The organism is Agromyces sp. GQ35 (assembly GCF_059758475.1).
In genome coordinates this window covers 481,099-502,308 of the sequence record NZ_JCAXEO010000003.1, presented here as the reverse complement: position 1 = coordinate 502,308, position 21,210 = coordinate 481,099, and the positions used below count along the sequence as shown (strand labels likewise).

Below are 21,210 nucleotides of genomic sequence, written 5' to 3'. Positions count from 1 at the left end.
CACTGGGGCTTTCGTGTGAACCTGCCACATGTAACAGGGTGTTCACGAAGACTATTCCGCGTTCCCGCCGGATTCCCTTCGACTCCCGGATGTCTCGTGCTCCCGGCCCTCGATGGCCGCGATCGCCGCCGTCGGCACGAGCGTCGGCGTCGCCTCGAGCTTCGCCTTGCGCCGCTTCAACCAGATGCCGAGCACGATGATGGCGGCCAGCGTGCTGTAGGCGACGATCGCGAACGGGCTGTGCACGAGATAGGCGAGTTCGCCCTGGCTGATCGCCATCGACTTGCGCAGCTGCTCCTCGGCCATCGGACCGAGGATGCCGCCGACCACCATCGGCGCCACCGGGTACCCGTATCGGCGCATGAAGAAGCCGACGAGGCCGACCACGAGCAGGGTCACCGTGTCGAACACGTTGAAGTGCAGCGCGTAGGCGCCGAGCCCTGCGAAGGCGAGGATGCCCGCGTAGAGGTACGGCCGCGGGATGCGCAGCACCTTCACCCACATCCCGACGAGGGGCAGGTTCAACACGAGCAGCATGACGTTGCCGATGTAGAGGCTCGCGATGAGCGCCCACACGAGGCCCGACTGGTTCTCGAAGAGCATCGGCCCGGGGCGGATCCCGTACGACTGGAACGCCGAGATGATGATGGCGGCCGTCGCCGTGGTCGGCAGCCCGAGCGTGAGGAGCGGGACGAGCACGCCCGCGGCCGCCGCGTTGTTGGCGGCTTCGGGCCCGGCCACTCCCTCGATCGCACCGCGGCCGAACTCGGCCCGCGCATCGCCCTTCGCGAGCTTCCGCTCCGCCGCGTAGGAGAGGAAGGTCGCGACATCCGCACCGCCCGCCGGGATCGTGCCGATCGGGAAGCCGATCGCGGTGCCGCGCAACCACGGGCGCCACGAGCGCGACCAGTCGCCGCGGGTCATCCAGCTGCGCCATCCCTTCGTCACCGGGATGACGCGCACAGCGCCGTGCCGGAGGCGCGACGCGACGTAGAGCGTCTCACCGAGGGCGAAGAGGCCGACGGCGATGATCACGACGTCGATGCCGTCGGCGAGGCTCGGGATGCCGAAGGTGTAGCGCTGCTGGCCCGAGAGCACCTCGGTGCCCACGAGCCCGAGCAGCAGGCCGAGGCCGAGCGAGACGAGCCCGCGCGGCACACTCGAGCCGAGCAGTGCGCCGACCGTGAGGAAGGCGACGACGATGAGCGCGAAGTAGTCGGCGGGGCCGAGCTGCACCGCGAGCTTGGAGATGCCGGGGGCGAGGAACGTAAGGGCGAGCGTCGCCGCCGTTCCCGCGACGAAGGACCCGATCGCAGCCGTCGCGAGGGCCGCCGCACCGCGACCGGCCTTCGCCATGCGATTGCCCTCGAGCGCCGTCACGATCGACGCGGACTCCCCCGGCGTGTTCAGCAGGATCGAGGTCGTCGATCCGCCGTACATGCCGCCGTAGTAGATGCCGGCGAAGACGATGAGCGCACCCGTGGGATCCAGCGAGTAGGTGAGCGGCAGTAGGAGCGCGACCGTCATCGCGGGGCCGATTCCCGGCAGCACGCCGACGGCGGTGCCGATGAACACGCCGAAGAGGGCGTACAGCAGGTACTGGGGCTGCAGCGCGGTGGCGAACCCCTCGAGCAGTGCGGTGAGGCTATCCATGGAAGATCGGGATCCAGTCGAGGAGGGGTCCGGCGGGCAGCGAGAGTCCGAGCCACGAGCCGAACACGAGTTGGGTGACGAGTCCGAGACCGAACCCGACGGCGACGGCCATCCACCAGCGCTTCGCGCCGAGCGACCACGCGGCCCCCGCGAAGAGGACCGTCACCGCGAGCGGCCAGCCGGCGAACTCGATGAGCACGATCTGCGAGAGGAAGCACACGACGAGCTTGACCACCGTGAGCCAGTCGGTCGGAGCATCGGGGTCGACGTCCTCCCCCTCGTCGGGCACGCCTCGGCGGCCGCGCACGAGCTGCACCACGACGGCGACGGATGCCGCGACGAGCAGCACCCCGACGGCGTACGGGAAGGCCCGGGGCCCGAGCACGCTCGCCGAGCCCGGCGGCACGCGGATGAATCCGGCGCCGATGATCGCGTAGGCGCCGAGGGCTGCGCACACCGCTGCGAAGACGTACTCCCCGACCGGTGCACCCAGAGGCGCGGGTCCCCCCGGCGCCGCAGCGTCGAGGGGAGCCCTGGCGGCGTCGGTCACGGGGCGACCAGGCCGATCGTGGCGAGCGTCTTCGTCACCTCTGCGATGTCGCCGTCGAGGAACGACTGGAACTCGTCGCCGACGAGGAACGCGTCGGCCCAGCCCTTGTCTGCGAGCGTCGCGGTCCAGCCCTCCGAGTCGTGCAACTCGGTGACGAGCGTCGTGAGCGCCTCGATCTCGGCGTCCGAGATGCCGCCGGGCGCGAGGAGTCCGCGCCAGTTGGTGAGTTCGACGTCGTAGCCCTCGTCGACGAGGGTCGGGGTGTCGGGCAGCAGTTCGACGGGCTCGGACGACGAGACGGCGAGTGCGCGGAGTTCGCCGGCCTCGATCTGCTCGACGAACTCGCCCACGCCCGAGATGCCCGCCTGCACGGTGTTGCCGAGCAGCATCGTGACGGCCTCGCCGCCGCCGGCGTTCGGGATGTAGTTGAGCGTCGTCGGGATGTCGTCGGGATCCACGCCGGCGTCCGTCAGGAGCATTCCGGCGAGGATGTGGTCGGCGCCGCCCGCGGAGCCACCGGTCACCGAGATCGCCGCGCCCTCTTCGACGATCGCGTCGACGAGGTCTTCGGTGGTCTTGTAGGGCGACGAGGCGGGCACCACGAGCACGAGCGCCTCTTCGGTGAGCCGCGCGATGGGGGTCATGTCCTCGATGCGCACGTCGGAGGCGTTCGTCTCGACGGCGCCGACCATGACGAGACCGGTGACCATGAGCGTCGCCGGGTCCTTCTCGTTCGCGAGGGAGGCGAGCCCGACGGTTCCGCCGGCGCCGCCGACGTTCTGCACGGGCGCCTGCGTGACGAGACCCTCGTCGGCCAGCACCTGCGAGATGGCGCGGGCCGTCTGGTCCCAGCCGCCGCCGGGGTCGGCCGGAGCGATCAGGTTCACGGCATCGAGGGATGCCGCAGCGCCATCCGCCTCGCCTGCGTCGCCGCCGGCAGGGGCCGCGCACGCGGCGAGGCCGAGCAGGGCGGCGACGCCGACGCCCGTGAACGCGATGCGCGCCGTGGTGCGGGGGGTCCGGGTGAGTGCGGCCGACGTGCTCGGCCCGCTGTGAGATCGCAAAGCTCCTCCTTGAGTGCCCGGGAGATCCACGGGCGTGACGATCGATGTGCCGCCGACGCTAGGGCGGGCGGAGCCCGCGTCGGAAGCCTGCGGTCGTAACGGTCGTACTGGTCGTTTCGGTCGATTCGGTCGTATTGGTCACGGTCGCGCGGGCTTGCGCTCCGTCGTCGTGCGGCAGACTTGACGGATGGGCCGGTCGATGACGCTTGGCATGCAGCTCCTGCTGCTGCAGCTCGTCATCGTGCTCACGACCGTGGTCGGCACGGGCGTCACCGCGGTGTGGATGCAGGAACAGCAACTGCGCGACGCCTACGAGGACCGCATGGTCGCCGTCGCCCAGTCGGTGGCCGGACTCCCCGTGATCACCGGCGCCTTCGACGATCTCGACCCCTCGGCGACGATCCAGCCGGTGGCGGAGGTGGTGCGGCGCGCCTCGAACGTCACGTACGTCGTCGTGGCGAACGACCTCGGCATCCGCTACTCGCACCCGAACCCCGACCGCATCGGCGAGAAGGTGTCGACCGACCCCGCGATCCCCCTCTCGGGCGAGGTCTACGTCGGCACGCAGACGGGCACGCTCGGCGAGTCATGGCGCGTGAAGGTGCCGATCTTCGCGGCCGACGGCGAGGTCATGGGACAGGTCTCGGTGGGAATCCTCGAGTCCGAGCTGCGTGCCGACTTCGCGGGCGGGCTCACGATGCTCCTCGTCGCGCTCGTCGCGGCCGCCGTGATCGGGGTGATCGGTTCGGCGTGGATCGGCCGCGTCATCCGTCGCCGCATCTACGGGCTCGAACCCGATGAGATCCGGGCGCTCCTCGAGACCCGGGAGGCGATGCTGCACGGCATCCGCGAAGGACTCGTCGCCGTCGACGACGCCGGGCGCATCGTGCTCATGAACGATGCCGCCGCCCGCCTGCTCGACATCGACGAGCCGGCGGCAGTGCTCGGCGAGCAGGTCAACGCGGTGCTCGATCGCGAGCTCGCCGCGTTCATCGCGTCGGGAGAAGACCGCGAGACGCTCGTGCTGTCGGGCGAACGAGTGCTGCTCGTGCACGGCGACCGCGTCGACGTCGACGGGCGCGAGATCGGTTCGATCGCGATCCTGCGCGACCGCACCGAGCTCGAGACCATGCTGCGCGAGCTCGAAGGAGCGCAAGGGCTCGCCGAGGGGCTGCGGGCGCAGTCGCACGAGTTCGCCAACAAGCTGCACGTCGTGAGCGGGCTGCTCGAGCTCGGACACGTCGAGGCGGCGATCGCGTTCATCGAACGCGTCGGCAGCGGCGGCGCGCTCTCCACCCTCGACGAGCACGACGGCATCGGCGACGTCGAGACGGCCGCCCTGGTGCTCGCCAAGCGCTCGCGCTCGCAGGAGCTCGGCATCGAGTTGACCCTCGACCCCGAATCGCACCTCGATGCGGCCGGCGACGGTGCTCCGAGAACCGAGCTGCTGACCGTGGTCGGCAATCTCCTCGACAATGCGATCGAAGCGTGCGTGCTCGGCGGTCGGGTGACGCTCTCGATTCGTGACGACCTCGTGCCAGGAGAGGTGGTCGTGCGCGTCGACGACGACGGCCCCGGAGTGCCCGTCGACCGGCGCGCGGCGATCTTCGAACCCGATGTGAGCGAGAAGTCGCCGGCCCCGGGCAAGGCGCGTCGCGGCATCGGACTCACGATCGTCACGCGCATCGCCGATCGTCTCGGCGGCTCGGCGACGGTCGACGCGGCACCGGCTGGCGGCGCGCGATTCACGGTGCGACTCCCCTGGCCGGAGCCACGCCGTCGGGAACATCCCGAGACGCTGGCAGGCACCGGCATCGGGGCGCCCGCATGAGCGACATCCGTGTCGTCATCGTCGACGACGACTTCGCCGTGGCGCAGGTCAACCGGGCCTTCGTCGACGCGCGTTCCGGCTTCACGGTCGTCGCCGAGGCGCACACCGGCACCGAGGCGCTCGCGGCGATCGAGCTGCACCGCCCGCAGCTCGTGCTCCTCGACGTCTACCTGCCCGACCTCGGCGGCATCGACGTGCTGCGGCGCCTTCGCGCGGCCGACGACGACGTCGAGGTCATCGCCGTCACCGCGGCGCGCGACCTCGACACGGTGCGCCGGGCGCGACAGCTCGGCGTGCGCCACTACCTCGTCAAGCCCTTCTCGGGTGCCTCACTCGGCGAACGGCTCGACGAGGTGCGCCGTGGCATCGTCGCCGACTCCGCGATGCCGGACGCCGCGCTCGACCAGCGCGCGGTCGACCAGATACTCGGTGGCGCGTCGACCCGGCGAGCGGTGCTTCCGAAGGGCCTGTCCTCGGTGAGCCTCGAGCGCGTCGCCGCGCAATTGGCCGTCTGCGAATCGGATGCCTCGGCCGCCGAGATCGCCGAGTCCCTCGGCATGTCGCGGGTCAGTGCACGCCGCTACCTCGAGCACCTCGTCGCGCGTGGTGCCGCCGAGGTGTCGCCGCGATACGGCACCGCCGGGCGACCCGAACACCGGTACCGTGCGCCTCGGGCGCGACCGGTCGCCTGACGCGGTCTCGACTCCTCGGCGACCCGCCTCAGGCGTGAGCCAGGCCGACGAGCGCCGCCTCGATCGCGGCGCGCACGGTCGCGGTGCGGATCTCGGCACGGCTGCCGCTCAGCGCGAGCTCGACCGCCTCGACCTCGCCGCTGAACGCGATGCCCACGAAGACCGTGCCCGGCGGCTTGCCGTCTTGCCCGGTCGGCCCGGCGACCCCGGTGGTCGCGATGCCGAGGTCGGCGGCGCGGCCGTCGACCGCGAGGGCGATGCGTACCCGATCGGCCATCTGCCGGGCGACCTCGGGGTGCACGGCGCCCTCGGCTTCGAGCAGCTCGGCGTCGACGCCGAGCACCGACCGCTTCACGGCGGTGGCGTAGGCCACGACGCCGCCGCTGACCACGACGGACGCCCCGGGCACGCTCGTGAGCTCGGCGACCACGAGCCCGCCCGTCAGCGACTCGGCGACGGCGACGCGCAGGTCGCGCTGTGTGAGCTCGGCGATGAGCCGGGCTGCCGGGTCTCCGGTGGCACGAGGCATCCGTTCGCTCGTCTCAGCTCGCGTCGCGGGGCGCGCGTGCGAGACGAATGGCGTCACGCACGTAGAGCAGGCCCGACCAGAGCGTGAGCACGACCGCCGCGGTCATGAGCACGCCGTTGACCCAGTGCACCCACTCGCCGACCACGAGCCACAGGGGCACGAGCGCGAACGAGATCGCGACCGATTGCACCACGGTCTTCAACTTGCCGCCGGATGACGCGGGCACGACGTTGCCGCGACGCAGCTCGACGAGGCGCCAGACGGTGATGCCGACTTCGCGCACCACGATGATCGCCGTCACCCACCAGGGCAGTTCACCGAGGATCGAGAGACAGACGAGTGCGCCGCTCGTCAGCAGCTTGTCGGCGATCGGGTCGAGGATCTTGCCGAGATCGGTGACGAGTCCCCGCGAACGGGCGATGTGCCCATCGATGCCGTCGGTGGCGATGGCCAGGATGAACAGCACGGCCGCGGCCCACCGCAGCCAGCCGTCGGCTCCCCCGTCGGCGAGCAGCATCCAGAAGAACACCGGCGCTGCCAGGATGCGAACGACGGTGATCGCGTTCGGAAGGTTCCAGTTCGCCGATCGCACGGGGCTTCCGGCGGAGGAGGTCATGGTTCCAGACTACCGGCCACGGCGGCGCGGATCATGCTCAGTCGCGGCCCGTGAGGCCCCAGGCGTCTTCATCGGAGTCGGAGTCCGCCTCGACCTCGGGCAGGCCCTCGCTCGCTCGGGCCACCGGATCGTCGTACCGGGAGTCGGGTTCGTCGTAGGCCTCGCCCGACGCGATGCCGTCGCCGAGCGGCCCGCTCTGGTTCGTCGCCGGCGCCGGCGCCGCAGCACGGGGCGCTGGCGCGCCCGCCGGCTCCTCGCCGCGAAGACGTGCCAGCACGCCGGCCAGCTGCTCGGCGGTCACGAGCACGTCGCGCGCCTTCGAGCCCTCGGACGGGCCGACGATCTCGCGGGACTCGAGCAGGTCCATGAGTCGGCCGGCCTTCGCGAAGCCGACGCGGAGCTTGCGCTGCAGCATCGACGTCGAGCCGAACTGCGTCGACACCACGAGCTCGGCGGCCGCCAGCAGCAGCTCGAGGTCGTCGCCGATGTCGGAGTCGATCTCTTTGCGTTCGACGGATGCCGCGACATCCTGCCGGTACTCGGGCCGCGCCTGCCGGGTGACGTGCTTGACGACCTTCTCGATCTCGGCCTCGGTGACCCAGGCGCCCTGCACGCGGATCGACTTGGACGCACCCATCGGGAGGAACAGCGCATCGCCCTGGCCGATGAGCTTGTCGGCACCGGGCTGGTCGAGGATGACGCGGGAGTCGGTGACGCTCGTCACCGCGAACGCGAGGCGCGAGGGCACATTCGCCTTGATGAGCCCCGTCACGACGTCGACCGACGGTCGCTGGGTCGCCAGCACGAGGTGGATGCCGGAGGCGCGCGCCAGCTGGGTGATGCGCACGATGGAGTCTTCGACGTCGCGCGGAGCCACCATCATGAGGTCGGCGAGCTCATCGACCACCACGAGCAGGTACGGGTACGGCTTGAGCTTGCGCTCGGAGCCGGCGGGCAGCACGATCTCTTCGTTGACGACGGCCTTGTTGAAGTCGTCGATGTGGCGGAAGCCGAACGACGCGAGGTCGTCGTAGCGCATGTCCATCTCTTTCACGACCCAGGAGAGCGCTTCGGCGGCCTTCTTCGGGTTCGTGATGATGGGCGTGATGAGATGCGGGACACCCGCGTACGGTGCGAGCTCGACGCGCTTCGGGTCGATGAGCACCATGCGCACGTCTGAGGGCTTCGCCCGCATCAGGAGCGAAGTGATCATCGAGTTCACGAAACTCGACTTGCCCGAACCGGTCGAACCGGCGACGAGCAGGTGCGGCATCTTCGCGAGGTTGGCGACGACGTAGCCACCGCCGACGTCTTTGCCGACGCCGATCGTCATCGGGTGGTTCGCATTGACGGCTGCGCTCGAGCGCAGCACGTCGCCGAGCGTCACCGTCTCGCGGTCGGCATTCGGGATCTCGACGCCGATCGCGCTCTTGCCCGGAATCGGCGAGAGGATGCGCACCTCGTTGGAAGCGACCGAGTAGGCCAGGTTCTTCGAGAGCGCGGTGACCCGCTCGACCTTCACGCCGGGGCCGAGCTCGATCTCGTACTGCGTGACCGTCGGTCCGCGCGAGAATCCGGTGACCTTCGCGTCGACGCCGAACTGGTCGAGCACTGCGGTGATCTGTCGCACGACGTCGTCGTTCGCCTGCGACCGGGTCTTGGGCGGCGGGCCCGCTGCGAGGCTCGATGCCGCCGGCAGATTGTACGGACGGTCGGGTTCGGATGCCGCCTCCGCCTCGAACTCCGACGATTCCGCCGCAGCCGGCACCGCGGCGGCGGAACCGGCGTCGTCGAACACGGCGAGCGCGTTCGTGGCCCCCGCGTCATCGCCGCGGAGTCCGGTGCCGCCTCGCGGCACGTCTCCGGTGAACTGCTGCAGCGCGGACTCGGCGCGCTCGAGATCGCCGAGCACCTCGGTGTTGTACGTGCTGGGCGCGGGCACACCCTCGAGCGGGGTCTCGAAACTGCCGGCGACCGAACCGGGCCCGAAGACCTCGGTGAGGCCTTCGACGCCGGGTGCAGCGAAGGACGGGTCCTCCTCGCGGTTGGAGTCGTTGCGACGCCACCACGGCACGAGACCGCCGCGGGCCGGCTCGTCGTCGTCTTCGCCGGGCACGCCGAGCGCGTCGATGCCGTCGAGTTCGGTCTGCACCGACTTCTTGCGATCGCGCTTCGCGGGCTTCGGGCCGACTTCGGTGACGGGCTCGTCGTGCGTGGCGCCGAAGAGCCATTCGTAGAGCTCGCGGAAACGGGCCGGGATGCGGTTCGGCGGCGTCTTGGTGATGATGAGCAACGACAGGAGGAGCAGCACGATCACGACGGCTGTCGCGCCGGCCTGGGTGATGAGCAACGTGAGTGGAGCCGCCACCATCCAGCCGAGGATGCCGCCGGCCCGCGCGAGCACTGCCATGCCTTCGCTCGGCTCGGGCTGGCCGCCGAAGAGGTGGCAGAGCGCCGAGACGGTCAGCAGGAGGAGCCCGAGACCGATGCCGATGCGCGTGTTGTCGTGCACGGAACTCGGATGCCGGAACAGCCACACGGCGAACAGCAGCATCACGACCGGCAGCGCGAACGCGACACGGCCGAAGAGACCACCGAAGGTCCACGAGTCGAACGCCTGCGCGACGGGGTCGTTGATGAAGAACCACTCGACGACCGCGCCGACGATGGCGAGTACCACGATGAAGAACGGCAGCCCGTCTCGGCGTTCTTCTTTGGAGAGCGTCTCGGGGCCGAGTGCACGGGCCGCGCCGCCGATCAGGTGCGCCAGCCCCATCCACGCGCGCACGAGGAGGTTCGGTCCCTCGGGTGCCGCAGGGGTCTTCTTCGCCGCAGCGGTACGGGTGCTCGTGGCGGGCAGTTTCTTCGTGGGCGCCGTGCGGGCACTCGAAGCACGCGAGGGCGCGCCCGAGGCACGACCGTTCGACCTGGTGCTCGTAGCCATGCCCATAAGGCTACGGCCGCTCGCCCACACCGGGCCGCATCCTGCCGCGAGTGTTGACGATCCGTGCGCGACATCCGCTCGCCAGATGTCGCGCACTCAGCGCAGCGACCGCACCATCGTGTGCCGGTCCGCGCCCCTCGCGACGATGACGAAGCCCTCCGATCGATACAGCGACTCGGCGAAGTTGCCGTGCTCGACGCTGAGCGTGAGCCGCGAGAACCCGGCAGTGCGCGCCGTGTCGGCGAGGGCCTGCATGAGCGCTCGCCCGACGCCCTGCGCGCGCCAGAGCGGCCGGACCCCGATGATCACCTCGGGCACCCCGACCGCGACGAAGCCATGAGCTGCACCTGCCGCGAACAGCCGGTACCACGCGGCACCCACCGGTCGCCCGCCGCCGTCGATCGCGACGACACCGCGGTCGGCCGGTCGCTGCCAGCCTGCGATGTACCCGCGGGAGTAGGGGTCGGCGAGCACGGTCGGTCGCGGCCGGACAGCTCCCGACCGCCAGTTCGCCGCCTCGACCACCATGTCGGCGAGGAACGAGCCGTCGCTCGGGGTGGCCGGGCGCACGCTGAACGCCGCCATGCGCGGAGGCTACGCGCGCCGTGTTTCGTCGGTGTTACGTGCGTCGAGGTCAGAAGCGGATGGCGTCGATGACCTTCACCCGCACCGCGCCGAGTGCCGGAAGCAGACCTGCGAGGGCGCCCACCGCGACCGCCGAACCGATGCCGATCAGTGCGGCCTCGACGGGGAATCCCGGCATGTCCTGGATCTCGGCGCCGCCCAGCATCATGCCCATGAGCGGGCTCCGCACCAGCGCGATCGCGATGCCGACCCCGACGACACCCGCCACGAAGGTGCCGACGACCGTCTCCATGAGCACCGAGAAGAACACCCGGCCCGCCGTGGCTCCGAACGAACGCCGCACCCCGATCTCGCGGATGCGGCCCCGCACGGTCACGAGTGCGATCGTCAGGAGCCCGAGCGCGCCGAGCAGCAGGATCACGACCGCCACACCGACCACCAGCAGCTTGATCGGCAGGAACGGGTCGCCCTCCTGCGCGGCGAAGTCGCTGCGCCATCCCTCGACCGTCGCACCCTCGCCCAGCTCCGAGGTGAATGCCTGCTTCATGGATGCCGTCAGCTCTTCGGCCGAGCTGTCGGGAACCCACATCTCGTACGACGGCGTGTAGGCGCCCATCATCGGATCGGCCGTGGCGCTCTGCAGCGGCAGAAAGGCATCCGTCAGGATCATCGCGGTGGGTTCGGTCTCCCACTCGCTCTGCGACGGGGTGACGCCGGTGATCACACCGGTGGTGGCACCCCTGCCGACGAGTTCGACCGTCGGATGACTCGCGAGCGGCGGGCTCCCGAGTCGCGCCCAGAACACCTCGTTCACGATGACGGCCGGCGCCAGCCGGTCGGCATCGCGTTCCGTGAACCACGCACCCTCCATGAGGCGCACCCGGTGCATGACGCCGTAGTCGGCGTCGACGACCTGCATCGGCACGGACACCGCTCCATCGGCGAACTGCACGGTCAGACTCCCCGAGCCCGTACGGCTCGCGTACTCGATCTCGTGCCGATCGAGCGCGGTCCGCCAGGCGGTGGCGGCGGCTTGGGCGTCGGGCGCGCTGCTCGCCACGCTGACGTTGAACGAAACGGTGGCGGGCCGACCGCCGTACCGCTCCTGCATCTCGCGGCTCGCCTGTTCGGCGATCGCGCCGGCGCCGACGACCGTCGCGAGCGCACACACCGCGATCGCGACACCGATGAGCGAGAGCAGCACCCGACCGCGGTGGATGCGCAGCTCCTCGAGCGCCTCGACGACGGTGCTCACCATGCCCGTCGCGATGCGGGCCAGCCAGCCGGTCACGCGACGGCCTCCGCTTCGGCGTCCGCTTCCGACATCGCCGACGACCCCCACGTGTCCGCCCGCACGGACGACCCCGACGGCTCGGACGAATCGGATGCGTCAGCAGCGCCATCCGTCGACTGCAGCCGCCCGCTCACGAGCCGGAAGTGTCGATTCGAGCGCGCAGCGATCGCAGGATCGTGCGTGATGGTGACGAGCGCGGCGCCGGTCTCGACGGCGACCGACTCGATGAGCGCCATCACCTCGGCACCTGTTTCGAGGTCGAGCGCCCCCGTCGGCTCGTCGGCGAGGATCAGCCGCGGCCGTCGAACGAGTGCGCGCGCGATGGCGACACGCTGCTGCTCGCCGCCCGAGAGCCGTTCGGGCTTCGTCGTGAGCCGCTCGCCGAGCCCCACGCGCTCGAGCATCTCGCGGGCGATGCGCTCGCGGCGCCAGAACTCGATGCCTCCCGAATACAGCAGCGGCGTCTGCACATTCTCGAGCGCCGTGCGCCCCGGCAGCAGGTTGAACTGCTGGAAGACGAATCCGATCTCGCGCCCGCGCAGCCGATCTCGAGCGCCGCTGCCGATGCGACGCATGTCATGGCCGAGGAACGCGAGTTCACCCTCGGTCGGCGCATCGAGCAGGCCGAGCAGATTCAGGAGGGTCGACTTGCCCGAGCCGGAACGGCCGACGATCGACACCCGGTCGCCCTCCGACACCGTGAGGTCGACGCTCGAGAGGATCGTGAGTGGGCGCCCGTCCGGGAGTTCGACCGTGCGGCCGACGCCGCGCGCCTCGATGAGCGTCATTGGGTGACGGTTCCGCACATCATCATGCCGTCGGGGGTCTGGATGCAGCCCTCGGCACCGGTCTCACCCGGTGCGCCCGGCACGAACTGCAGCACCTCGTCTCCCTCTGCGAGGCCCTCGACGACCTCGACCTGGGTGCCGTCGCTGAGCCCGAGTCGCACGGCCTGCTCAGCTCGTTCGCCGTCGGGCGTGACGATCCAGACCACCCCGGTCTCAGCACCGCCCTCGACCGCCGTGATCGGCACGACCAGCACGTCGGCGACGCTGCCTGCCGAGATCTTCACCTGGGCCGACAGCCCGGGGAACACCCTGACGTCGCCCGGCACCGCGCAACGAACGGTCGTACCGCTCGCTCCCGCGCCACCGCCGCCGGCGACGGACTCGCCCGACGCCCCCGCCGCCCCGGCCGCGCCGCCGGCCGGATTCGCGCCGGCACCGGAGAGCGGCGTCGAGATCACGAGGCCGCCGCAGGTGAACGGCGCAGGGCCGCCGGCGATCGTCACCAGCGCCTCGGTGGGCGCGCTCGTGAGCCGGTACTGCTGTTCAGGACTGAGCGTCGCGGTGACGTTGAAGCTCGGCGGCGCGACCTGGCCTGCGACATCCCCGGTGGCGACGGGCTGCCCCGCGATGACGTCGAGAGACGAGAGCACGCCGGCGGTCGGCGCCAGCACCTTCTCGAAGTGGAACGTTGCACGCGGCATCGTCGTCATCGGCAGGCCGTCGGGCCCCGTCGACTCGACGGGCTCGACTTTGTCTTCGACCTTGATGTCGAAGAGCTTCTGCCCGGCCGAGACCTGCTGCCCCGCCCCGACGAAGACCTCGTCGACCGTGCCGGTGCCCGTCGCCTTCACGGGCGCCGAGGCATCCGCGTTCACCGTGCCGGTGAGCACGATGTCGTTGGCGATCGACCCACGTGCGACCGCGACCTGCGGTTCGGAGACGGTGCCCGTCGGCGAGATCGACTCTGCGTCGGCTTCGGCCCGATCAGGGAAGAACGCGAGCTTCGCGAGTGCGATCGCGATCACCGCCACCAGCACGACTCGAACGATCGGGAAGATCCACTTGCGCCAGACGCCCACGGCACTCCTTCTTGATGTCGCCCGGTCAGAGGCCGCCGGGCATCTTCACCACCCTAGGGAGTCGCGGTGGATCGCGGAGTCCCTCTCAGGGATGATTCGGGGACATCCCCGACGCGGCGGCAGCCGGCATCGGGACGCGTCCGCGTCCGACCCGATCGGAGCGGGTGCCGCGTTCCGGCCCGTCGCCGCGCCGAACGAGCACCAGTGCCGCAGCCGGCAGCAGGAGCACGCCGGCGATGGCCGCGGCACTCTGGGGTGCGATCGACGACGCGAGGACACCGAAACCGAACGTGCCGGCCGCGAGCCCGAGATCGTAGGCGAGGTTCCACAGTGCGCTCGCAGCGGCGAGGTCGGCGGCGACACGGGCGCGGCAGAGCGCCTGCAGCGTCGCATTCTGCACGGCACCGAACCCCGCACCCGATGCGCCGGCCGCGATGATGAGCGCGACCGGATCCGTGGCGATCGCGGCCACGAGCAGGCCCCCCGCGCTGAGCACGAGCGACGGCGCCAGAAGGACCCGTGGGGCGAGTCGGTCGCCGAGACGGCCAGCGATCACCCGGGCGATGGGAGCGCCGAGCGCGAGTGCCGTGAGAGCCGCGACCCCGACCACCATGTCACCGCCCGACAACGGCACGAAGACGACGAACACCCCGTTCGCCGCAGCGGCAGCGGCGAGCGCCGCCGCGAGGGGCACGGCGCCGCGAGATCGGACCGCAGCGCGGAGGCCGGCGCTCCCGGCCGTGCGGCGCTGGCGGGCGGAACCCGCTGTCCGCACCGAGGTGGGCCGAGCGGATGTCCCGGCGCCCTCCCCTGCCCGGTGCGGGAGCGCGATCGCCGCAGGGATCGCCGCAACGGCGGCGCCGGCGGCGATGAGGTGCACCGCCGTGTACGCGCCTGCATCCGCGAGCGCAAGCCCGAGTGGGAGTCCGACGATCGACGGCACGCCCGCCACGAGCCCGTACCAGCCGAGCTCCGAGCCGAGACGACCCTCTTCGGCCGCCGCCGCGACGATGGCCGCAGCAGCGATGACCACCGCGGCGAAGCCGATGCCCCGAGCCGCGGAACAGAGTGCCCACACGACGAGCTGGTCGGAGGCGGCGAAGACGAGCGACGGCAGCCCGAGCATCACGAGACCGCACACGACTGCGCGGCGTTCTCCGAGTCGTCCGATGACCGCCGTCGACCCGAGCTCTCCGAGCACGATCCCCATGAGGAACACGGTCGAGAGCAGCGCCGCCGCCGCTGCACCGTTCCCGGCGGCGGCCGCTTGCGCCGGCGTCGCGGCGAGGGGAACGGCGAACGCCGTCATCGCCCCGGCCGAGACCGCGAACACCGGAAGACGCCGGAGACCGCCTGCACGCTCACACGGCATGACGCACCCCGTACCCGACCTCCGTGACCTCGGGGCCCGGAACGCATGATCGCGATTCGAGCTCGATCGTCGCCGGCAGCCCGCCGTCGAACAGACGAGTGCCTCCGCCGAGCAGGATCGGCACGAGGTGCAGAAGGACCTCGTCGACGAGTCCGGCGCGCAGGAACTGGTTCGCGACATCGGGCGCGCCCATCAGCGCGACGGTACGCTCGCCGGCCGCGGCCTGCGCGAGGGCCAGCACTTCGGCGGGCGTTCCCGCGACGAAGGTGAACACCGTGCCGTTCTTGGCCACCGGCGGCAGCGTCTCGTGAGTGACGACGAACACCGGGGCGCTGAAGACCTCCTCGTCGCCCCAGGGCTCCTGCCCCGAATCGTAGGTGCGTCGCCCGAAGACGATCGCGCCGGCCTCGCCGAATCGCCGGGTGAATTCGTCCGAATAGCCCGTGCCGGTCGCGGCCTCGAAGTCGTACAGCCACCGGTGCAGCCGAGTGAGGTCGCCGTCGACGCCGGTCGCGTATCCGTCGACGGAGACCGAGGCGAAGAGCGCCGTGGTGCCCATAATCTGTTCCTTTCGCGGGAAAGCGGTGATGTCTCCGACGGTACGGATCATCTGGCCCAGTGCTAAAGTCCACTTTCATAGTGGAAAACTGGACCAGTTCGGAACTTCTCCTCACCCTCACCCCCTACCTCGCGGGCGACGGGGGCATCGGAGCTCGCCTGCAATCCGCCCTGCGCGATGCCGCTCGCGCGGGCAGGCTCGCCGGCGGCGACACGCTCCCCTCGAGCCGAGCGCTGGCGCCCGAACTCGGCGTCGCCCGCGGCACGGTCGTGCAGGCGTACGAGCAACTCGTCGCCGAGGGCTACCTCGACGCAGAGCCCGGATCGAAGACCCGGGTCTCACCCCGTGCCGCGAGACGCGACGCCGCGAGCGCCCCGAGCTCCAAGTCCGGGGCGCCGCCCGGACCGGTGCATGCGCGCTACGACCTCCGCCCCGGCGTGCCCGATCTCTCGCGCTTTCCGGCCCGCGATTGGGCCTGGGCGTTCACGGAAGCGACCCGGCGGGTACGGCCCAGAGACCTCGACTACGACGACGGTCGGGGGCATCCGCTCGCGCTCGACGCCGTCGCCGCCCACCTCCGTCGGGCGAGGGGCGCAGACGCCTCGGCCGAACGCCTCGTGCTCGCGACCGGGTTCGCCCAGTGCATCGCCATCGCGATCGACGTCATCGCCCGGCGGGGCATCCGCACCCTGGCCGTCGAGGACCCCGGAGACCGTTCCGTCGACCAGCTCGCCATCGCGGCCGGAGTCTCGCCCGTTCCTGTCCCCGTCGATGCCGACGGCATCGACGTCGCGCTGCTCGAAGCCTCCGGCGCGCGCGCCGTGCTCGTCACCCCGGCGCACCAATCACCGACCGGAGCGGTGCTGTCGCCAGTGCGACGGCGCGCCCTCGCCGAGTGGGCCGAGCGCGTCGACGGGTACATCATCGAAGACGACTACGACTCCGAGTTCCGCTATGACCGCCAGCCGATCGGCGCCGTGCAGGGTCTCGCTCCGAACCGAGTGCTGCTCATCGGTTCGGCCAGCAAGACCCATGCGCCCGGCCTGCGGCTCGCGTGGATGGCGACGCCGGCGTCGCTCACCGAACCGCTCGCCGACGCCAAGCGCTCGCGAGACCGAGGCAGCTCACGACTCGATCAATACGCGTTCGGTCTCCTGCTCGAGAGCGGCCGACACGATCGGCATGTCCGGGCCATGCGCGGCATCTACGCGTCACGTCGCCGCGTGCTGCTCGATGCGCTCGACCGGTACGCACCGGGACGCACCCTCACCGGCCTGGCAGCCGGTTTCCACGGCGTGCTCGAACTCCCGTCGGGGGTGAGCGAATCGCACGCCGTCGCAGCCGCGGCCGAACGATCGATCGCCGCGGTCGGTCTCGCCCGGTCGGTGCTCACTCGCACCGACCTCGTGCCGGCACTCGTCATCGGCTTCGGCAACACCGACGAGGAGTCCCTCGTCGAGGCGATCGCCGCGCTCGGGCCCGTCATCGCCGAGCCCGAGCCTGCCGCCGCGGCCGCGCCCTGACGACGAGCGCGCCTCGCCGGGTTACGCCTCGATGACGAGGGGCACGAGCATCGGGCGCCGACGCAGGCGCCGGTTGACCCAGCCGCCGAGCACGCGGCGCAAGATCTGCGAGAGCGCGTGCGAATCACGAACGCCGTTCTGCGCCGCCTCGGCGAGCGCCTCGATGATCTTCGGCTTGACGTCGTCGAACACCGACGCGTCTTCGGCGAAACCGCGTGCGTGGATCTCGGGCCCGGTGATGACCCGGCCGGTCGACGCGTCGACGACGACGATGACCGAGATGAAGCCCTCCTCGGCGAGGATGCGGCGGTCTTTCAAGTCGGCGTCGGTGATCTCGCCGACCGTCGAGCCGTCGACGTAGACGAAGCCGAGATCGAGCTGTCCGACAACCCGCAGCACGCCGTCGCGCAAGTCGTAGACCGAGCCGTTCTCGCCGATGAAGGTGTTCTTCGCGGGGATGCCGGTGTCTTGCGCAAGCTTGGCGTTCGCGAACAGGTGGCGGTACTCGCCGTGGATCGGCAGCACGTTCTTCGGCTTCAGGATGTTGTAGCAGTAGAGCAGCTCGCCGGCCGCCGCGTGCCCGGAGACGTGCACCTTGGCGTTCGCCTTGTGCACGACGTTCGCGCCGAGTTTCGTGAGCCCGTCGATCACGCGGTAGACCGCGTTCTCGTTGCCGGGGATCAGGCTCGAGGCGAGGATCACCGTGTCGCCCTCGCCGACCTCGATCTGGTGGTCGCGATTCGCCATGCGGGAGAGCACGGCCATCGGTTCGCCCTGCGATCCGGTCGACATGTAGACGATCTGGTCGTCGGGGATGTTGCCGGCCTTCTTGTAGTCGATGAGCACGCCCTCGGGCACCTTCAGGTAGCCGAGTTCGGCGGCGATCGTCATGTTGCGCACCATGCTGCGACCGAGGAGCGCGACGCGTCGGTGGTTCGCCCATGCTGCATCGAGCACCTGCTGCACACGGTGCACGTGGCTCGAGAAGCTCGCGACGATGACGCGGCGAGGAGCACGGTTGATGACCTCGTCGAGCACGGGGCCGATCGAGCGCTCGAGGGGGGTGAAGCCCGGGACATCCGCGTTCGTGGAGTCGACCATGAACACGTCGACGCCCTCTGCACCGAGCCGCGCGAACTCGCCCAGGTCGGTCAGACGGCCGTCGAGCGGCAGCTGGTCCATCTTGAAGTCGCCGGTCGCGAGCACGGTGCCCGCGTCGGTCTTGATCGCCACGGCGAGCGCGTCGGGGATCGAGTGGTTGACGGCGATGAACTCGAGGCGGAACGGGCCGATCTGCTCTCGCCCGCCCTCCTTCACCGTGAGGGTGTACGGCTTGATGCGGTGCTCTTTGAGCTTCGCCTCGATGAGCGCGAGCGTGAGCTGCGAGCCGATCAGCGGGATGTCGCCCCGGAGCCGCAGCAGGTACGGCACAGCGCCGATGTGGTCTTCGTGACCGTGCGTCAGTACGACGCCCACGATGTCGTCGACGCGATCCTTGAGGAAGCCGAAGTCCGGCAGGATCAGGTCGACGCCCGGCTGGTGCTCTTCGGGGAAGAGCACGCCGCAGTCGACGATGAGGATCTTGCCGTCGATCTCGTAGCTGGTCATGTTGCGGCCGACCTCCCCCAGGCCGCCGATGGGGATGATGCGGAGCGTCCCGGCTTCGAGCGGGGCAGGATCGATGACGACGTCGGGCATGGGCCCTCCTTCTGTTGCGGTGTTCAGTTCAGTGCGACCACTCGCGGCCGCGGATGCCTCGTGGCGCGAGCGGACTCGCGCGGGGGTCTAACGGGTCGTACCCGCCACCTTCGGCAGTGCGCCGCCGGCTGCGGCGTTGCGATCGGGGCGGAAGTTGTGGAAGTCGGCGCCCGGGATGCCCGTGACGTGGTCGATCTCGTCTTCGATGAGCGCGGCCTCCCACTCTTCGGGACCGACGAGCGGCAGGCGCACGCGAGGGCTCCCGATGCGACCGAGGCCGTGCAGGATGTACTTCGCGGCGACCGTGCCGGGAACGTGCGTCATCACGGCACGTACGAGCGGCTCGAGCTGCTGGTGCGCGGCAGTCGCCGTGGTGAGGTCGCCGGCGTTCACCGCGTCGATCATCTGGCGGTACGGCGCCGGCGCGATGTTCGCCGTGATGCCGATGAGCCCGGTCGCGCCGATCGCGAGGTGCGGCAGCACGTTCGCGTCGTCGCCCGAGAAGTAGAGCAGATCGGTCTGGTTCAGCACGCGGCTGACCTCGGAGAAGTCGCCCTTTGCGTCTTTCACGGCGAGGATGTTCGGATGCTTCGCGAGCCGCATGATCGTCTCGTACATGATCGGGACGCCGGTGCGCCCGGGGATGTCGTAGAGGATGACGGGCAGGTCGGTCGCGTCGGCCACGAGGCGGAAGTGCGTGAGGATGCCCGCCTGGGTGGGCTTGTTGTAGTACGGCGTGACGATCATGATGCCGTCGGCGCCGGCCTGCTCGCTGTGCTTGTAGAGCTCGATCGCGTGCGCGGTCTCGTTCGACCCGCCACCCGTGATGATCTTCGCACGCCCCGCGGCGACGTCTCTGCCGACCTCGACGAGGCGGATCTTCTCGGGGTCGGTGAGGGTCGACGTCTCGCCCGTCGTGCCCGTGACCACGATGCCGTCGGCGCCGTTCGTGATGACGTCGTCGATGTGCTTCTCGACTCCGGGCCAATCGACCTCGCCGTCCGCCGTCATCGGCGTGACGAGCGCGACGAGCACTTGTCCGAAGGGATTCTCAGAAGTCACGCCCTCCAGCGTATCGGTTCGCCCCCGCACTGCGGGTCACCGGCAGCCTCAGGGGCGCTCATAGCGACGGAACAGGTACCCGACGCCGGCACGGGAGACCGCGGCCGCGGTCCCGGTGTCGGCGAGACGCCAGCTCAGGTCGATCGAGGGAGCGAACGCGTCGCCGGGAACGTCGAGGTCGAGTTCGGTGACCTCGAGGCGATCGGCCCGATCGATGAGCCGGTCGAAGAGCTCGGCACCGCCGATCACCCAGATCCATTCGGGGTCGGATGCCGCGGCCGACGCCAGCGCCTCGTCGATGGACCCGGCGCGGACGGCGCCGTCGGCCGACCACGCGGGATTCCGGGTCACGACGATGTTCTCGCGCTCCGGCAGCGGGCGGAAGCGCTCGGGCAGCGAGTCCCAGGTCTTTCGCCCCATCACGACGGGGCTGCCGAGCGTCACCGCCTTGAAGTGGGCGAGGTCTTCGGGCACGTGCCAGGGCATCACTCCCCCGGCCCCGATCACGCCGCCATGCGCCTCGGCCCAGACGAGACCGAGTTTCGGTGCTGCGCTCATACGGCGACGGCAGCGCGGATCGGGGGGTGGTGCTGGTAATCCTCGACGACGAAGTCGTCGTACTCGTAGTCGAGGACCGAGTGGGGCGTGCGCGCCAGTCTCAGCCTCGGCGGCGCGAACGGCTCGCGCGTGAGCTGCTCCGTCACCTGCTCGACGTGGTTGTCGTAGATGTGGCAGTCACCGCCGGTCCAGACGAAGTCGCCCACCTCGAGACCTGTCTGCGCCGCGATCATGTGGGTGAGCAGCGCGTACGAGGCGATGTTGAACGGCACGCCGAGGAACAGGTCGGCGCTGCGCTGGTAGAGCTGGCACGAGAGCTTTCCGTCGGCCACGTAGAACTGGAACAGTGCGTGGCACGGCGCCAGCGCCATGTCGGGGATGTCGGCCGGGTTCCACGCCGAGACGATGAGCCGTCGCGAGTCGGGGTTCGTACGGATCTGCTCGACGACCTGCGTGATCTGATCGATGGTCTCGCCCGACGGCGTCGGCCAGGAACGCCACTGCACGCCGTACACGGGTCCGAGTTCGCCCGCAGCGTCGGCCCACTCGTCCCAGATGGTGACGCCGTGGTCGCGCAGCCATCCCACGTTCGACGAGCCCTGCAGGAACCACAGCAGCTCGTAGGCGATCGACTTGAAGTGCACGCGCTTCGTCGTGACGAGCGGGAACCCTTGCGAAAGGTCGAACCGCAATTGGCGGCCGAACACGCTTCGGGTGCCGGTGCCGGTGCGATCGGTCTTCACCGTGCCGTGCTCGAGCACGTCGCGCAACAGGTCTTCGTACGGAGTGGGAATCGTCTCGGCCATCTCGTCA

The 21,210-nt window shown here is 70.3% G+C and carries 19 protein-coding genes; 3 read left to right on the top strand and 16 right to left on the bottom strand.

Annotation, left to right across the window (positions count from 1 at the left end; genetic code table 11):
* Positions 1-51 precede the first annotated feature (51 nt).
* From AC6CH0_RS17470 to AC6CH0_RS17460, 3 genes are read right to left on the bottom strand one after another with little or no spacing between them, the layout of a single operon-like run.
* A complete protein-coding gene (locus tag AC6CH0_RS17470; protein ID WP_498103195.1) occupies positions 52-1,653 on the bottom strand; it encodes a tripartite tricarboxylate transporter permease in 1,602 nt (533 codons plus the stop codon).
* Complete coding sequence (locus tag AC6CH0_RS17465) at positions 1,646-2,203, bottom strand: tripartite tricarboxylate transporter TctB family protein (protein ID WP_498103193.1); 558 nt, start codon at positions 2,201-2,203, stop codon at positions 1,646-1,648. The genes AC6CH0_RS17470 and AC6CH0_RS17465 overlap by 8 nt, the downstream gene beginning before the upstream one ends.
* Entirely contained in the window at positions 2,200-3,267 is a 1,068-nt protein-coding gene (locus AC6CH0_RS17460; RefSeq protein WP_498103191.1) for a Bug family tripartite tricarboxylate transporter substrate binding protein, read from the bottom strand. The genes AC6CH0_RS17465 and AC6CH0_RS17460 overlap by 4 nt, the downstream gene beginning before the upstream one ends.
* 187 nt (positions 3,268-3,454) lie before the next feature.
* On the opposite strand from AC6CH0_RS17460, the gene AC6CH0_RS17455 reads away from it, so the two are divergent.
* Complete coding sequence (locus AC6CH0_RS17455; RefSeq protein WP_498103189.1) at positions 3,455-5,098, top strand: ATP-binding protein; 1,644 nt, start codon at positions 3,455-3,457, stop codon at positions 5,096-5,098.
* The gene (locus tag AC6CH0_RS17450; protein WP_498103187.1) at positions 5,095-5,790 is read left to right on the top strand and encodes a response regulator; all 696 of its coding nucleotides are present in this window, start codon (positions 5,095-5,097) and stop codon (positions 5,788-5,790) included. Before AC6CH0_RS17455 ends, AC6CH0_RS17450 begins: the two co-directional genes overlap by 4 nt.
* A gap of 28 nt (positions 5,791-5,818) precedes the next feature.
* Here AC6CH0_RS17450 and AC6CH0_RS17445 read toward each other — a convergent pair whose 3' ends face one another.
* The 9 genes from AC6CH0_RS17445 to AC6CH0_RS17405 all read right to left on the bottom strand — a co-directional run bounded on the left by AC6CH0_RS17445 (position 5,819) and on the right by AC6CH0_RS17405 (position 15,556).
* The gene (locus tag AC6CH0_RS17445) at positions 5,819-6,319 is read right to left on the bottom strand and encodes a CinA family protein (RefSeq protein WP_498103185.1); all 501 of its coding nucleotides are present in this window, start codon (positions 6,317-6,319) and stop codon (positions 5,819-5,821) included.
* A gap of 13 nt (positions 6,320-6,332) precedes the next feature.
* Entirely contained in the window at positions 6,333-6,935 is a 603-nt protein-coding gene (pgsA, locus tag AC6CH0_RS17440; RefSeq protein WP_498103183.1) for a CDP-diacylglycerol--glycerol-3-phosphate 3-phosphatidyltransferase, read from the bottom strand.
* A 37-nt stretch (positions 6,936-6,972) separates the two neighbouring features.
* Positions 6,973-9,879, bottom strand: coding sequence for a DNA translocase FtsK (locus AC6CH0_RS17435; RefSeq protein ID WP_498103181.1), 2,907 nt, complete (start codon positions 9,877-9,879; stop codon positions 6,973-6,975).
* Positions 9,880-9,975: 96 nt separating this feature from the next.
* Complete coding sequence (locus AC6CH0_RS17430; protein ID WP_498103179.1) at positions 9,976-10,464, bottom strand: GNAT family N-acetyltransferase; 489 nt, start codon at positions 10,462-10,464, stop codon at positions 9,976-9,978.
* A gap of 49 nt (positions 10,465-10,513) precedes the next feature.
* Positions 10,514-11,755 carry an ABC transporter permease gene (locus AC6CH0_RS17425; RefSeq protein ID WP_498103177.1) on the bottom strand — a complete coding sequence of 414 codons (1,242 nt, stop codon included), beginning with the start codon at positions 11,753-11,755 and terminating at the stop codon, positions 10,514-10,516.
* Positions 11,752-12,546, bottom strand: a complete 795-nt coding sequence (locus AC6CH0_RS17420; RefSeq protein WP_498103175.1) for an ABC transporter ATP-binding protein — start codon at positions 12,544-12,546, stop codon at positions 11,752-11,754. The genes AC6CH0_RS17425 and AC6CH0_RS17420 overlap by 4 nt, the downstream gene beginning before the upstream one ends.
* Entirely contained in the window at positions 12,543-13,625 is a 1,083-nt protein-coding gene (locus AC6CH0_RS17415; RefSeq protein WP_498103173.1) for an efflux RND transporter periplasmic adaptor subunit, read from the bottom strand. Before AC6CH0_RS17415 ends, AC6CH0_RS17420 begins: the two co-directional genes overlap by 4 nt.
* 85 nt (positions 13,626-13,710) lie before the next feature.
* On the bottom strand, positions 13,711-14,997 hold the full coding sequence (locus tag AC6CH0_RS17410; RefSeq protein ID WP_498103171.1) for an MFS transporter: 1,287 nt from the start codon (positions 14,995-14,997) through the stop codon (positions 13,711-13,713).
* Positions 14,987-15,556: a dihydrofolate reductase family protein gene (locus AC6CH0_RS17405; RefSeq protein ID WP_498103169.1), complete on the bottom strand. Its 570-nt coding sequence runs from the start codon at positions 15,554-15,556 to the stop codon at positions 14,987-14,989. Before AC6CH0_RS17405 ends, AC6CH0_RS17410 begins: the two co-directional genes overlap by 11 nt.
* A gap of 80 nt (positions 15,557-15,636) precedes the next feature.
* Here AC6CH0_RS17405 and pdxR point away from each other — a divergent pair, with 80 nt between their 5' ends.
* Positions 15,637-17,079, top strand: coding sequence for a MocR-like pyridoxine biosynthesis transcription factor PdxR (gene pdxR / locus AC6CH0_RS17400; RefSeq protein ID WP_498103167.1), 1,443 nt, complete (start codon positions 15,637-15,639; stop codon positions 17,077-17,079).
* A gap of 21 nt (positions 17,080-17,100) precedes the next feature.
* On the opposite strand, the gene AC6CH0_RS17395 is transcribed toward pdxR, so the two are convergent.
* From AC6CH0_RS17395 to AC6CH0_RS17380, 4 genes are all read right to left on the bottom strand, one after another.
* Complete coding sequence (locus AC6CH0_RS17395; protein WP_498103165.1) at positions 17,101-18,777, bottom strand: ribonuclease J; 1,677 nt, start codon at positions 18,775-18,777, stop codon at positions 17,101-17,103.
* Between the two features lie 87 nt (positions 18,778-18,864).
* On the bottom strand, positions 18,865-19,839 hold the full coding sequence (gene dapA / locus AC6CH0_RS17390) for a 4-hydroxy-tetrahydrodipicolinate synthase (RefSeq protein WP_498103163.1): 975 nt from the start codon (positions 19,837-19,839) through the stop codon (positions 18,865-18,867).
* Between the two features lie 48 nt (positions 19,840-19,887).
* Complete coding sequence (locus AC6CH0_RS17385; protein WP_498103161.1) at positions 19,888-20,397, bottom strand: dihydrofolate reductase; 510 nt, start codon at positions 20,395-20,397, stop codon at positions 19,888-19,890.
* Positions 20,394-21,203 (bottom strand): thymidylate synthase, encoded by an 810-nt coding sequence (locus tag AC6CH0_RS17380; RefSeq protein WP_498103159.1) that lies wholly within the window; start codon positions 21,201-21,203, stop codon positions 20,394-20,396. The genes AC6CH0_RS17385 and AC6CH0_RS17380 overlap by 4 nt, the downstream gene beginning before the upstream one ends.
* Positions 21,204-21,210: the final 7 nt, after the last annotated feature.

Coding starts and splice junctions, on each gene's coding strand:
- AC6CH0_RS17380 (WP_498103159.1), bottom strand. CDS start 21,203: ATGGCCGAGACGATTCCCACTCCGTACGAAGACCTGTTGCGCGACGTG.
- AC6CH0_RS17450 (WP_498103187.1), top strand. CDS start 5,095: ATGAGCGACATCCGTGTCGTCATCGTCGACGACGACTTCGCCGTGGCG.
- AC6CH0_RS17435 (WP_498103181.1), bottom strand. CDS start 9,879: ATGGCTACGAGCACCAGGTCGAACGGTCGTGCCTCGGGCGCGCCCTCG.
- AC6CH0_RS17395 (WP_498103165.1), bottom strand. CDS start 18,777: ATGCCCGACGTCGTCATCGATCCTGCCCCGCTCGAAGCCGGGACGCTC.
- AC6CH0_RS17405 (WP_498103169.1), bottom strand. CDS start 15,556: ATGGGCACCACGGCGCTCTTCGCCTCGGTCTCCGTCGACGGATACGCG.
- AC6CH0_RS17410 (WP_498103171.1), bottom strand. CDS start 14,997: ATGCCGTGTGAGCGTGCAGGCGGTCTCCGGCGTCTTCCGGTGTTCGCG.
- AC6CH0_RS17420 (WP_498103175.1), bottom strand. CDS start 12,546: ATGACGCTCATCGAGGCGCGCGGCGTCGGCCGCACGGTCGAACTCCCG.
- AC6CH0_RS17430 (WP_498103179.1), bottom strand. CDS start 10,464: ATGGCGGCGTTCAGCGTGCGCCCGGCCACCCCGAGCGACGGCTCGTTC.
- pgsA (WP_498103183.1), bottom strand. CDS start 6,935: ATGACCTCCTCCGCCGGAAGCCCCGTGCGATCGGCGAACTGGAACCTT.
- AC6CH0_RS17445 (WP_498103185.1), bottom strand. CDS start 6,319: ATGCCTCGTGCCACCGGAGACCCGGCAGCCCGGCTCATCGCCGAGCTC.
- AC6CH0_RS17470 (WP_498103195.1), bottom strand. CDS start 1,653: ATGGATAGCCTCACCGCACTGCTCGAGGGGTTCGCCACCGCGCTGCAG.
- AC6CH0_RS17455 (WP_498103189.1), top strand. CDS start 3,455: ATGGGCCGGTCGATGACGCTTGGCATGCAGCTCCTGCTGCTGCAGCTC.
- AC6CH0_RS17385 (WP_498103161.1), bottom strand. CDS start 20,397: ATGAGCGCAGCACCGAAACTCGGTCTCGTCTGGGCCGAGGCGCATGGC.